This is a genomic window from Methylobacterium sp. J-001, from assembly GCF_022829565.1.
Lineage (GTDB): Bacteria > Pseudomonadota > Alphaproteobacteria > Rhizobiales > Beijerinckiaceae > Methylobacterium.
Genome location: NZ_JAKSYN010000135.1, coordinates 87,979 through 100,497 on the forward strand (window position 1 = coordinate 87,979; position 12,519 = coordinate 100,497).

General features: G+C 69.8%; 13 protein-coding genes. 10 read left to right on the plus strand and 3 right to left on the minus strand.

The annotated features are described in order from the left end of the window. Positions 1-189 precede the first annotated feature (189 nt). Positions 190-942, plus strand: a complete 753-nt coding sequence (locus tag MKK65_RS16660; RefSeq protein ID WP_243959069.1) for a YggS family pyridoxal phosphate-dependent enzyme — start codon at positions 190-192, stop codon at positions 940-942. A gap of 3 nt (positions 943-945) precedes the next feature. Here the strand turns inward: MKK65_RS16660 and MKK65_RS16665 are convergent, their stop codons facing one another. Continuing rightward, positions 946-1,443: a L,D-transpeptidase family protein gene (locus MKK65_RS16665; protein ID WP_243959201.1), complete on the minus strand. Its 498-nt coding sequence runs from the start codon at positions 1,441-1,443 to the stop codon at positions 946-948. 446 nt (positions 1,444-1,889) lie between these two features. On the opposite strand from MKK65_RS16665, the gene MKK65_RS16670 reads away from it, so the two are divergent. The 4 genes from MKK65_RS16670 (at position 1,890) to MKK65_RS16685 (ending at position 4,952) form a co-directional block, all read left to right on the plus strand. After that, complete coding sequence (locus MKK65_RS16670) at positions 1,890-2,576, plus strand: response regulator transcription factor (protein ID WP_058193201.1); 687 nt, start codon at positions 1,890-1,892, stop codon at positions 2,574-2,576. A 127-nt stretch (positions 2,577-2,703) separates the two neighbouring features. After that, positions 2,704-3,153, plus strand: a complete 450-nt coding sequence (locus tag MKK65_RS16675; RefSeq protein ID WP_058193200.1) for a cyclic nucleotide-binding domain-containing protein — start codon at positions 2,704-2,706, stop codon at positions 3,151-3,153. 72 nt (positions 3,154-3,225) lie between these two features. Further along, on the plus strand, positions 3,226-4,071 hold the full coding sequence (gene dapD, locus MKK65_RS16680) for a 2,3,4,5-tetrahydropyridine-2,6-dicarboxylate N-succinyltransferase (protein WP_243959071.1): 846 nt from the start codon (positions 3,226-3,228) through the stop codon (positions 4,069-4,071). A 23-nt stretch (positions 4,072-4,094) separates the two neighbouring features. Next, a complete protein-coding gene (locus MKK65_RS16685) occupies positions 4,095-4,952 on the plus strand; it encodes an alpha/beta fold hydrolase (protein ID WP_243959073.1) in 858 nt (285 codons plus the stop codon). Positions 4,953-5,020: 68 nt separating this feature from the next. On the opposite strand, the gene MKK65_RS16690 is transcribed toward MKK65_RS16685, so the two are convergent. Both MKK65_RS16690 and MKK65_RS16695 read right to left on the minus strand, forming a co-directional pair. Beyond that, on the minus strand, positions 5,021-5,464 hold the full coding sequence (locus MKK65_RS16690; protein WP_243959075.1) for a hypothetical protein: 444 nt from the start codon (positions 5,462-5,464) through the stop codon (positions 5,021-5,023). After that, entirely contained in the window at positions 5,461-6,024 is a 564-nt protein-coding gene (locus MKK65_RS16695) for a hypothetical protein (RefSeq protein ID WP_243959076.1), read from the minus strand. The genes MKK65_RS16690 and MKK65_RS16695 overlap by 4 nt, the downstream gene beginning before the upstream one ends. Before the next feature lie 199 nt (positions 6,025-6,223). On the opposite strand from MKK65_RS16695, the gene MKK65_RS16700 reads away from it, so the two are divergent. From MKK65_RS16700 to holA, 5 genes are all read left to right on the plus strand, one after another. Next, on the plus strand, positions 6,224-7,090 hold the full coding sequence (locus tag MKK65_RS16700; protein WP_243959078.1) for an acid phosphatase: 867 nt from the start codon (positions 6,224-6,226) through the stop codon (positions 7,088-7,090). Positions 7,091-7,224: 134 nt separating this feature from the next. Further along, entirely contained in the window at positions 7,225-9,459 is a 2,235-nt protein-coding gene (locus MKK65_RS16705) for a TonB-dependent siderophore receptor (RefSeq protein WP_243959080.1), read from the plus strand. 108 nt (positions 9,460-9,567) lie between these two features. After that, a complete protein-coding gene (locus MKK65_RS16710; RefSeq protein ID WP_243959082.1) occupies positions 9,568-10,521 on the plus strand; it encodes an AEC family transporter in 954 nt (317 codons plus the stop codon). Positions 10,522-10,642: 121 nt separating this feature from the next. Beyond that, positions 10,643-11,188 carry an LPS assembly lipoprotein LptE gene (gene lptE, locus MKK65_RS16715; protein ID WP_243959203.1) on the plus strand — a complete coding sequence of 182 codons (546 nt, stop codon included), beginning with the start codon at positions 10,643-10,645 and terminating at the stop codon, positions 11,186-11,188. A 7-nt stretch (positions 11,189-11,195) separates the two neighbouring features. Beyond that, positions 11,196-12,227: a DNA polymerase III subunit delta gene (holA, locus tag MKK65_RS16720; RefSeq protein ID WP_243959084.1), complete on the plus strand. Its 1,032-nt coding sequence runs from the start codon at positions 11,196-11,198 to the stop codon at positions 12,225-12,227. Positions 12,228-12,519: the final 292 nt, after the last annotated feature.

Sequence of the window (12,519 nt, forward strand, 5' to 3'; positions counted from 1 at the left end):
CCATCCCCCTCATCCTGAGACGGCGCAGCGGAGCGGAGACCGCCAAGGAGGCCTCCAGCCAGCCGTGCGATCCCTGGAGGGTTCCGTCGAGGCCCAGCGATCTTCGGTCGCCGGGCACCTCAGGATGCGGGGGTGGGTTGGAGCACCCGCCTCCCGGGACGGGCCCGGCAGTGACAGGACAGACACGCGATGAACGACGCGATCACCGACTCGAACGCTCCCCCGACGGACGGGATGGGGCAGCCGACCGCCAAGCCGCCTGTCGGCGAGGCCGATGTCGCCGCCGGGCTCGCCGAGGTCCGCGCCGCCGTCGCACAGGCGGCCGAGGATTCGGACCGCGACCCGGCGGAGGTCCAGCTCGTGGCGGTCTCCAAGACCGTGCCGGCGGAGGGCATCGTCCCGGCCCTGGAGGCGGGCCAGCGGGTGTTCGGGGAGAACTACGTCCAGGAATCCGCAGCGAAATGGCCGGACCTGCGCAGCCGCTACCCGGATGTCGAGTTGCATCTGGTCGGGCCGCTGCAATCCAACAAGGCCCGCGAGGCGGTGGCCCTGTTCGACGTGATCCATTCCCTCGACCGGCTGTCGCTGGCGGCAGCGCTCGCCAAGGAGATCCAGCGCGCGGGTCGCGCCCCGAAGCTGCTGATCCAGGTCAATACCGGGGCGGAGCCGCAGAAGGGGGGCGTCCTGCCGGATCAATTCGCCGCCCTACTGGCCGCGTGCCGCGACACGCACGGCCTCGCGATCCAGGGCCTGATGTGCATCCCGCCGGCGGAGGACCCGCCCTCGGCCCATTTCGCCCTGCTCGCCCGGCTGGCGGAGGAGCACGACCTGTCGATCCTCTCGATGGGCATGAGCGCGGATTTTCCGGCGGCGATCCAGCAGGGCGCCACACATGTCCGGGTCGGGACGGCGATTTTCGGAGCGCGGACCCGGAAGGCGTGAGGGTTACCCGATCCGCAGACGCGTGCGCGGGCCGAGCCGCCTGAGCAGCCGCAACAGGTCTGCCCTGGCCAGCGCGACGCAGCCCTCGGTAGGACGGTAGCCGTCCCGGGCGATGTGCAGGAAGATCGCCGAGCCCCGCCCTCTCCGGATGGGCGCGCGGTTGTAATCGAGGTCGATCACCACGTCGTAGAGCCCGTCCGGCCGCCACATCGACTCGGCGCTGATGCCGGGGGCCGGCAGGCGGATCGGCCGGTTGTAGCGGCGGTCCCGGCGGTCATCGCACCAGCCGTCGTCCGGTCGGGTCGCCCGCAAGGGCAAAGCTGTGCGCGGGCGTAGACCGAGATGATCCGGTCGGTAGGCGCCCCCTCGCAGGCGGAAGCGCCCGCGCGGCGAGCCGCCGTCGCCCTCGCGCTTGTCACTCACGATTCCGGCTGCCCCGAGGGCGCAGGGAATCACGGCCGGGCCGATCAAGAGCTGGCCCCGGCGGCGGTCGTCGACCATGGCGCGGACCCGGATCTCGCCCAGGGTCACGCGGACGAGTCCGGGCCGCTCACGCCGATCTCTCCGCACCAACGCCCCTCCCCTGCCCGCCTCACAGGCCCCGATCCGAGCCGCCGGCACGCGATCCCTCGGCGGATCGGCCGGCGTTCTACCCGGTATCCAATACCGAAACCGAGAAAAATTGCGCGCAAGGCAATTTCCAGCCACAAACGAAGCCCTATCCTTGCCTCGGAACCCAGGCCGTCGGAGCCGGGATTCGGGAGCGAACAGCCCATCGCCCTGCGACGGGGGGACCGAACGCCCTTGGATTCCGGTGCGCCGGCCCCGCTTTCCTGGAGCCGGCGGTGTTGTCACGCGACGGACGGCGTGCTCCAGATTCTTGTCACCGCGCGCTGTTCCGGCCATCGGGTCTCCCGGTCCCACAGCGAGCTCCAGGGCCCCGGACGATGTCGAATGCTTACCGCCTCCTGATCTGTGACGACGACGCGATTCTGCGCGACACGCTTACCGAGCAGCTCGACCTCTGCGAGGAATTCACCGTGGTCACCGAGGCGAACGCCGCGGACGCCGTCCGGCGGGTCGGGGCCGAGCGTATCGACCTGGCGGTGATGGATGTCGGCCTGCCCGACCTCGACGGGCGCGAGGCCGTGCGCCGGATGCGCACCGGCGGATTCCGCGGCCCGGTGATCATGCTCACCGCGCAGGATTCCGAGGCCGACCACGTCGAGGGTCTGGAGGCGGGCGCCAACGACTACGTCACCAAGCCGTTCAAGTTCGGCATCCTGCTCGCCCGGATCCGCGCGCATCTGCGCAGCCACGAGGCGTCCGAGGATGCGGTGTTCCAAATCGGCCCCTACACGTTCCGGCCCGGCGCCAAGCTGCTGGTCGGCGAGCGCGGCTCGAAGCTCAAGCTCACCGAGAAAGAGACCGCGATCCTGCGCTTCCTGTACCGGGCGGGCCGGGCCGTGGTGAACCGCGACACCCTGCTCGCCGAAGTCTGGGGCTACAACGCCCACGTCACCACGCACACGCTGGAGACGCACATCTACCGGCTGCGCCAGAAGATCGAGCCGAACCCCGCCACCGCTGCGATCCTCGTCACCGAAGGCGGCGGCTACAAGCTGCTCCCCTGATCGCCCCCTGCGCCTCACGGCGCGAACCGAGAGCCAAGCGCGATTGCAACGCGATCGGGAAGGGCTTTAGGGATTTGCGTGTAAGCGAGGCTCAGGCTCGTTTGCACGCAGGTGGTGGGGCGGTTCTTTGGGGCTCGACGACGACATCGCGATCCTCGCAGACGCGCCGCTGTTCGGCTTCCTCGACCGGGACGCCCTGCGCCTGCTGACCTTCGCGGCCGAGCGGCGCGAGCTGGCCGATGGCGACCTGCTCTTCGCCCGCGGCGACCCAGCCGATGGCGGCTTCGTGGTGATGTCGGGGACGATCCGGCTCGCCCCTCGAGTCACTGAGGCCGAGCCGGTGCGGGCCGGGCGCTCCGCGCTGATCGGGCAGCTCGCTTTGTTCGTGCGCGGCACCCGCCCGACCGAGGCCCGGGCCGAGGGCGCCGCCGAAGTCATGCGGATCACCCCGACGCTGATGCGCCGCGTGCTGGAGGAGTTCCCTGCGGCCGCCCAATCCGTCTACGACACCCTGGCGATCGACCTCGTCGACCTCGTGACCGATCTCGACCGGGTGCGGGTTCTGCTGGAGGATTGAAGCCGCCCCGGGTGACAGCCCCGGTGCCCGCTTGTAAGCACGGGCTCCCGCCATCGAGAGCATCGTGCGCCCATGTCCACCTCCGACCTCGCCAAGACCATCGAGACGGCCTGGGAGGAGCGCGCCGGCATCTCGACGTCCACCCAGGGTGCCGTCCGCGAGGCGGTCGAGGAGGCGCTGAACCTGCTCGATTCCGGCAAGGCCCGGGTTGCCGAGAAGAGCGGCAACCAGGATTGGGTCGTCAATCAGTGGCTCAAGAAGGCGGTGCTGCTCTCCTTCCGCCTCAACGACATGGCGACGATCGAGGGCGGCCCCGGCGGCGCGCCCTGGTGGGACAAGGTCGCCTCCAAGTTCGCCGGCTGGGGCGAGGCCGAATTCCGCGCCGCCGGCCTGCGCGCCGTGCCGGGCTGCTTCGTGCGCCGCGGCTCCTACATCGCGCCGGGCGCCGTGCTGATGCCGAGCTTCGTCAATCTCGGTGCCCATGTCGGCGAAGGCACGATGGTCGACACCTGGGTGACGATCGGCTCCTGCGCCCAGGTGGGCAAGAACTGTCACATCTCAGGAGGCGCCGGCATCGCCGGCGTGCTCGAGCCGCTCCAGGCCAACCCGGTGATCATCGAGGACGATTGCTTCATCGGCGCCCGCGCCGAGGTGGCCGAGGGCGTCATCGTCGGCCAGGGCAGCGTGCTGTCCATGGGCGTCTATATCGGCGCCTCGACCAAGATCGTCGACCGCACCACCGGCGAGGTCATGTACGGCCGCGTGCCGCCCTACTCCGTGGTGGTCTCGGGCACGATGCCCGGCAAGGCGCTGCCGGACGGCACCCCGGGCCCCGGCCTGTACTGCGCGGTGATCGTCAAGCGCGTCGATGCCGGCACCCGCTCGAAGACCGCCATCAACGAGCTGCTGCGCACGTAAGCGTGGAAGGGGAGGGTGGCCCGGTGGAGACGACGCGGCATCTAGACCTGACCGTAGCGGGCCGGCCGGTGCCGACCCTCTGCGACGTGATCGGTACGGGGCGCGATGCGCTCCTGCTGCCGGCCCTGTCGACGATCTCGGACCGGGGCGAGATGCGCGATCTCGCCCGCGCCCTCGGTTCGGAGTACCGCTGCCTGGTGCCGGACTGGCCGGGCTTCGGCGCCCGGCCGCGGACCCGCCTCCCCCTCGGTCCGGACACCCTGCACGCCTTCCTGGATGCGCTGCTCGCCGCCGCCCCCGGCCCCTACGCGCTCGGCGTCGCGGCCGGCCACGGAGCCGGCTACTTGGTCGCCGCAGCGCGCAGGCACCCGCGGGCATTCGAGCGGTTGGTTCTGGTCGCGCCGACTTGGCGCGGGCCGCTGCCCACCGCGATGCCGAGCCGCGCGCACTGGTTCCCCCGCATCCGCCGGGCCGTGGAGGCGCCGATCCTCGGCGATGCCCTCTACCGGCTCAACATCAGTCCGCCGATCATCGGTCGGATGATGCGCGCTCATGTCTACGCGGACCCGGCCCACGTCACACCGGACGTGATCCGCGCCAAGCACGCGGTCACCCGCCAGCAGAACGGCCGGTTCGGCACCGCCGCCTTCGTCACCGGTGGCCTCGACCCCGTGGCCGACCGCACCGCCTTCCTGGACCTGTTCGGCGGCGTCCTGCCGCCGACCCTGGTGCTGCGCCCCGAGAAGGCCCCGCGCCGCTCCGGCGCCGAGATGGACGCGCTGATCGCCCAAGGCCAGGTCACGAGCGTCGCGATCCCTGGGGCGCTCAGCCCGCACGAGGAGTTCCCCACCGCGGTGGCGGCCGCGATCCGGGTGGTTTAGCCGGCAAATTTCTGGATCCGCAAAAGGTCCGGGACCTTTTGCGGATCCAGGGCGGAGCCCTGGCCTCATCAGGGCTCCGCCTTCGGGAACCCATGTTCCGGCGGCATCGTGATCACGCCCCGATGGTAGGGGAAGCGGGCGCGCTGGAGCGGGTCCGGCCCTGTGAAGATCAGCCGCGTCCGGAACGACACCGGGCTGACGCACAAGAGATAGCCCCGCAGGACCTTGTCGTCGGGCACGAACAGGGCGGTCGTCAGATACCGGCTCTCCGCCCGGACCCAAGCGGGCATTCGCAAACCCCAGCGCCGCGCCAGATGCTCCCCGGCCCCGCCCAGGAACGCATCGGCCTCCGGAAGCCCGAGCAAACCCGGCTCATCGGCGATGAACCCCGCCTGCCGCGTGACGTCGCCGTCGGCGGCGTAGAAGGCGTCGAGGAAGTCGCGCAGATGGTGCTCCCAATCCCTGTCCTCCCGCGCCCGCGCGACGACTTCCGCCAGGGAATGCGGTCTCATGGCACCGACTTGATGACCGCAGGAAACCGAGTTCGCACCTCCGGCGACGGGTCCTCGCCATAGATCGAGCGATAGAGGCGCTCGAGCGCCTGCACATCGCTTAAGCCCAGGTGAGCCGCGAGGGCGCGCGCGTCGTTCAGGTCTCGGTCTCCGCGGTCGAGGCTCTGCAAGGCGTGCAACTTCATCGCCAGGAGGTAGGGAGGGCTAGCCAGGACGGTCCGAAGTCCTGGTGTCCCACCGGTGGGATACGTGCCGGACACGGCGAACAGGGTTTCGTCCTCCTCAAGCGGGGTGAACATGCCGACGGCATCGTTGAGCCAGTCCGCCTCCAGCCCCATCCGCGCGGCGACCCGGATCACCGAAGGCGCGAGCACCGCCTCGTCGTAGCCGGCCCGCACAACCGCATCGACATCCTCAGTGGCGCGTCGCCATGCGAATTGCAGCATCAGCGCGCCGCCGCCATAGACGGCGAGTTCGACGAAGCGCCCATGCTCAGCGAGGTCGGCACCGAGCGCTTCGAAGGCCTCCAGGAGGCGGGCGCGATCGAGGGGCTGGGCCATGCGGTCGGGAAGCCGGAAGGAAACGCCATAGCGTTCGCGCGGCGGGCAGCCCGGGTCAACCGTCTGTCATCCGTCACGGGAGCCCCTGGACAGGATCGGAGGCCTGTGCGCGGACTGAACCGTCCGGCCAAGCCGTTCGTTTGTCTGCGGGTGCGGCCCGCCTCGTCCTCGCCCCTTCGCCCGAACCGCTACGGATCCGATGCTGCGCACCCTCTCCCTGCCGGCCCTCGCCGTCCTGATCGCCGCGACTCCGGTTCGCGCCGAGGACACGCCCCACCCCGCACCGGCGAACCCGCAAGCGGCGCCATCGTTGGGGGCCGACACGCTCAAGCCCGGCAAGCCGGCGGTGAAACCCTATCTGGCCGAGACGGCGGGCCCCGATGCGATCCAGATCCTGCCACCACCACCGGCCCACGATGCGCCCCTCGACAAGGCCGACCGGGCGGCCTTCGTCGGCACCCGCGCCCTGAAGGGCAGCGCCCGCTGGGAGATCGCCGCCAACGACGTGTCGGAGGGTGCGTCCGCGGTGCTCGACAATTTCGCCTGCGTGCTCGGCACCCGGATCGACCAGACCCGGGTGCCGGCGGTGCTCCACCTCCTGGAACGCACCCGGCTCGACCTCGCCCGGGCGACGCGGGGGCCGAAGGTGCATTACCGCCGGCTTCGCCCGTTCGTGGGCAACGAGGCGCCGATCTGCGTGCAGCGGACCCAGGCGCTCACCGACAGCTTCAGCTACCCGTCCGGGCACGCCACCCAGGGCTGGGCCTACGCGCTGATCCTGGCCTCCCTGGTACCCGAGAAAGCCACCGCGATCCTGGCCCGGGGCCGGGCCTACGGCGAGAGCCGTGTCGTCTGCGGCGTGCACTGGCTCAGCGACGTCGCGGCCGGGCGGATCACCGGCTCCTCGGTCCTCGCCACGCTGATGGGCGATCCAGGCTTCCGGGCCGATCTGGACAAGGCCCGGACCGAGCTGCGAGGCGCCCTCTCCGCAGGCGGTGCAGCACCCGACCAGGCTGTTTGCACCCGCGAAGCGGAGGCCCTGCGCGAGCCTCCACTAGAGTTTTGAATACGAATAATGTCAGATTTGAAGACTTCTAAGTGTGTGATTTAAAACACGTTTTCCGCTTGATCGAGAGCCCGTGAACGGTTGATCCTGTGATTGAAGCGCCAAGGAACGGCGCATCTCAGGGTTCCACGTCCATGCGTTCCACCCGCCTCGGGTTACTTGTCACCGCCACGGCTCTGGCCACCGCCGCCGTCACGTCCCAGGCCGCTGCGCAGGGTGCCGTGCAGCTCAACGAGATCTCCGTGGAGGCCACCCGACCCGCCTCCACGGTCCCGGCCGGAGCCAGCTTCGGGGGCGCCAATGTCAGCGGCGGCGACGGCAACAGCGCGGCCACCAGCGGCGGCGGCGGCGGCCCCTCCGGGATCACCGGCTACGTCGCGCGCGTGAGCCCCACCGCGACCAAGACCAACACACCGCTGATCGAAACTCCGCAATCGGTCTCGGTTGTCACCCGTGAGCAGCTCAACGACCGCAACGTGCAGAGCCTGAACCAGGCGCTGGCCTACACGCCGGGCGTGTCGAGCAACGTCTTCGGCTTCGACCCCCGCGCGGACTCGTTCTACATCCGCGGCTTCGCCGAGACCTACGATGGTATCTTCCGCGACGGCCTGCGCCAGACGGGCGTCGGCTTCGCTGTCCCCCGCATCGAGCCCTACGGCGCCGAGGCGCTGACCATCCTGCGGGGGCCGGCCTCCGGGCTCTACGGCCTCGGCTCTCCCGGCGGCATCGTCGACGTGACCAGCAAGCGCCCGGTCTTCGCCCAGTTCGGTGAGGCGTGGTTCCAGGGTGGTAGCTTCGACCGCTACCAGGGCAACTTCGACATCGGCGGCCCGGTCGAGGGATCGGACGGAACGATGGCCTATCGGCTTACCGGTGTCGCCCGCCAGTCCGACACATTCCTGCCCGGCCCCGGCGTTCGGGATGACCGGTTCACCATCGCCCCCGCCTTCACGTGGCGGCCCTCGGCCGACACGACCTTCACGCTGCTCACGGAATTCCAGGAATCGAACGTCCCGGGCAATGCCAGCTTCTACAACTTCCCGGGTTTCCGTGTGTCGCGGATCTATTCGGGTGACGGCGCCCTCAACACTTACCGGACCGATCAGCACCGGATCGGCTATGCCTTCGAGCACGTGTTCTCGCCGGACCTGATCCTGCGGCAGAACTTCCGCTATTCCAGCGTCGACGCCAACTTCTCGTACACGCAGGTCGACGCGGTGACGGGCCTCAGCGCGCAGCGGTCCACCGGCCTGTTCAAGCAGTCGCTGGCTTCATTCGCGGTCGACACACAGCTCGAGGGCCACCTCCGGACCGGGCCGATCGCCCATACGCTGCTGACCGGCATCGACTATTACCACTACGACTTCTCGAGCGTCGCCGGTTTCGGCGTGGCGCCCGACCTCAACCTGCTCACCCTGAACTACGGCCGACAGCCGATCACCCGGCCGACCATCGACCGCTCGTCCCGCCAGGCGCAAGATCAGGTCGGCGTCTACGTCCAGGAACAGGCGAAGTGGGGGAGATTCGTTCTGACGCTGACCGGACGGCAGGATTGGGTCGCCTCCGACACGGCGAGCGTAACCCGGGGCGTCGTCGCGGGGCCGCAGAGCCAGAACGACAGCGCTTTCACGTACCGCGCCGGTCTGAACTACGAGCTCGCGCCCGGCATCGTACCCTATGCCAGCTACGCCACGACTTTCACCCCGCAGGTCGGCGTCAACGTCGTTACGGGTCGCCCCTACAGGCCCGCCACCGGCGATCAGATCGAAGCAGGCGTGAAGTACCTCATCCCAGGTACCAACATCAGCGCCGCCATCGCGGGCTTTGATATCAACCAGACCAGCATTCTGCGTCAGGATCCCACGAACTTCGCCAACCAAGTGGCGACCGGTGAGGTCAACTCGCGCGGCTTCGAGATGGAGGCGACAGCGAACTTCGCGCCGGGGACGAATCTGACCGTCGCCTACACCCACCTCGATTTCCGCTTCGTCAAGCAGACCTCGGTCGTCACCGGCGCGGCGATCGACGGGAACCGACTCTCGGGCATCCCGGGGGACACCTTCGCGTCGTTCCTGACCTACCTGTTCCCGCCCTCCTCGGCGCTGCGCGGATTGACGGTCGGCGGCGGTATCCGGTTCAACGCCAACAGCTTCGCCGACGACGAGGATACGGTCCGCAACCCGACCGTGACCCTGTTCGACGCGCTGGTTGCCTACGATTTCGCCGCGCTCGATCCGAAGTACAAAGGCTTCCGGGCGCAGATCAACGCATTCAACATCTTCGACCGGGATTACTACAACTGCCAGGCCGGCTTCTGCTATCGCGGCGCCCCCGCCACGGTGATCGGCAGCCTGATCTATCGCTGGTAACGGCTTCGCGGGGGCAGGGGCCGGCATGGCAGATCCCCGCCCCCAGCACTGGAGGGCGGGGCGGGATCCGCCTAAGGCCGGAACCTCACCCTCCGACCCGGGCCGCCCATGCTCTCGACCCTGCTGGTCGTGCTGCCGATCTTCGCGCTGATCCTTTCCGGCTGGCTCGCCCGGCGGATCGGCGTGCTCGGTGCCGCCGCGACCACCGAACTCAATCGCTTCGTGGTGTTCCTGGCCCTGCCGGCGCTGCTGTTCGACGTGACCGCGCATGCCCATTGGAGCGCGATCTGGAAGCCCGGCTTCATCGCCGCCTTCGGGGTGAGCAGCCTGGCGGTGTTCGCGCTCACGGTGCTGATCCGGCGGGGGGAGGGGCACCCGCTCTCCGACGCCGCCGTGGACGGGCTCAATGCCGGCTATCCCAATACCGGCTTCATGGGCTTCCCCCTGGCACTCGTCGCCTTCGGCCCGGAGGCGCTGGCACCCACCACCGTGGCGGCGATCCTGACGGTCTGCGGCGTGTTCGCGGTGGCGATCGTCCTGATCGAGACCGGGCTCCGGCGGGAAGCGCACGGGTCTGGGCAGGCCGGTTCAAACATCCCGGTCTGGCGCGCGGTCGGCCGCTCGCTAATCCGCAACCCGTTGCTGGTGGCACCGGCGCTCGGCGCCCTGGTCCCGAGCGCCGGCCTCACGCTACCGGCAGCAGCCGAGACATTTCTCAAGCTCCTCGGCGGGGCCGCCTCCCCCTGCGCCCTGGTGGCGCTCGGCCTGTTCCTGGCCCAGAAGCGCCGGCCCGGCAGCGCCCAGCCCCGAGCGGCGGCCCTGCTGGTCGGCCTGAAGCTCGTCGGGCAGCCGGCCCTCGCCTACGGGCTCGGCCGGTACCTGTTCGACCTGCCGCCGCTGCTGCTGCACGTCGCAGTGCTGATGGCCGCCCTGCCCACCGGGACCGGCCCGTTCATGCTGGCGGAGTTCTACCGCCGCGAGGCCGACCTGACCTCCACGGTGGTGCTGGTCTCGACGATCCTGTCGATCGTCACGGTCTCGGGCTATCTGGCAACGGTCTGAAACCGAGCGACCACGCTCTCGCCGCAGAGGAATCGTAACGGTTGCCCCATAGGCTCATGGCGCGGCCCTCCGGGTCCGGGCTAAGAGTGGCTGCAACGAAGCGGGGCGGAACGGCGACGTGATGGTGCGTTCGGGAGTATCGGTGGTGGTCCGGATCGGCCGCCTCGCCTGTGTGGCCGGCCTGGCGCTGAACCTGTCGGCCTGTTTCCGCCCGCTCTACGGGCCGACCGCCTCCGGCGAGACCGTACAGGCGCTGCTCGCCTCCGTGCAGGTCGACGATGTCGGGATGGCCCAGGGCCAGGAGCGGCTCGGGCATTACCTGCGCAGCGAACTGATCTTCGAGTTGGACGGGTCGGGCCAGCCGTCGAGCAAGCGCTATCGGCTGAAGCTCTCGGGCTCCGAGATCGTGCAGACCCCGATCGTCTCCTCCACCACCGGCCGCGCCGAGGCCGGCACGCTGGTCGCCAACATCAAGTACAGCCTGGAGGACATGGCCGGCACCAAGGTCTATTCCGAGGGCGTGGCGACCTCGACCGCGACCTACGACCGCTCGGTCCAGCGCTTCGCCAGCCAGCGCGCGGCGCGCGACGCCGAGATCCGTCTCGCCAGTGTCCTGGCCGACCAGATCAAGACGCGCTTGGCCGCCGTGCTGTCGACCAAGCCGTGAGCCGGCTTTGACGGCGGTCAAAGCGGGCGAGATCGAGGGGCTGATCCGGCGCGGGCCCGATCCGCGTATACCGGTGATCCTGGTCTATGGGCCGGATACCGGCCTGGTCACCGAACGTGCGCGAAAACTCGCCGAGGATTTCGTCACCGACCCGTCCGACCCCTTCGCGCTGGTGCGGATCGACGGCGACAGCCTCGCCTCCGATCCCGGCCGGCTCTGCGACGAGGCCGGCACGATGGGCCTGTTCGGCGGCCGCCGGTCGATCTGGGTGCGGCCGGGCAGCCGCAACTACGCGCCGGCGGTCGAGGCGGTGCTCGGCGCCGCGGTAGCCGATGCGCGGATCGTGGTGGAGGGCGGCGACCTCGCCAAGAACAACCCGATGCGCGTTCTCTGCGAGCGCTCGCCCAAGGCTCTGGCGATCCCCTGCTACGCCGACGACGAGCGCACGCTCGCCGACCTGATCGACCGCACCCTCCAGGAGCGCGGCCTGCGGATCGACCGGGCCGCCCGGGAGGTCCTGGTCCGCAGCCTCGGCGGCGACCGGCGGGCGAGCCTGATGGAGATCGAGAAGCTGGCGCTCTACGCGGCCGGGGAGGGCACCGTGACCCTCGACCATGTCGAGGCGGTCACCAGCGACGTCGCCGCGAGCGTGCTCAACACCCTGATCGATGCCGCCTTCGACGGGCGCCGCGAGGCGGTGGAGCGCGATTACCGGCGCTTCCGGCACGAGGGGCTGGATCCCGGCGTGGTGCTGGGCTCGGCCCTCCGGCACGCCCTGACCCTGCTGGCGACCCGCCTCGACAATCCGGACAAGACCCCGGCCCTGATGGCGGCGGCCTGGCGGGGCCTGCATTTCAAGCGCAAGGCCAGCATCGAGGGCCAGCTCGCCACTTGGCCGGCCGGCACCCTCCGGCAGGCCGCAAAAGCCCTTCAGGACGCGATCCTGGCCTGCCGACGGGCCGAGCCCGAGTTGGCGCACGCCCTGGCCTCCGCGGCACTGCTGCGGGTGGCCGAGGCGGGCGCCCGGCGGCGGCGTTAGGGGTGATGCTGGCTCGATAGGATGCGTAGGCCCGCGCTGGCGTGCGTTCCCCTCCTCACAGAGGAGATTTGATTGGCCTCACGGTTGGGAATTGTCGCAGCGCTCGATCACCCACCTTGTCATCCCGGGGCCGCGCAGCGGAACCCGGGATCCATAGCCGCCGAAAGATCAAGGTCTGGCCGCGTCGGCGGATCTGGATTCCGGGCTCACCTGCTGCGCCCCGGAATGACAAGGGGGTTCATCCTATGGCTGCGATACCCCTGATTTAAGGAGGGATCTCAGAGGCCGCTGA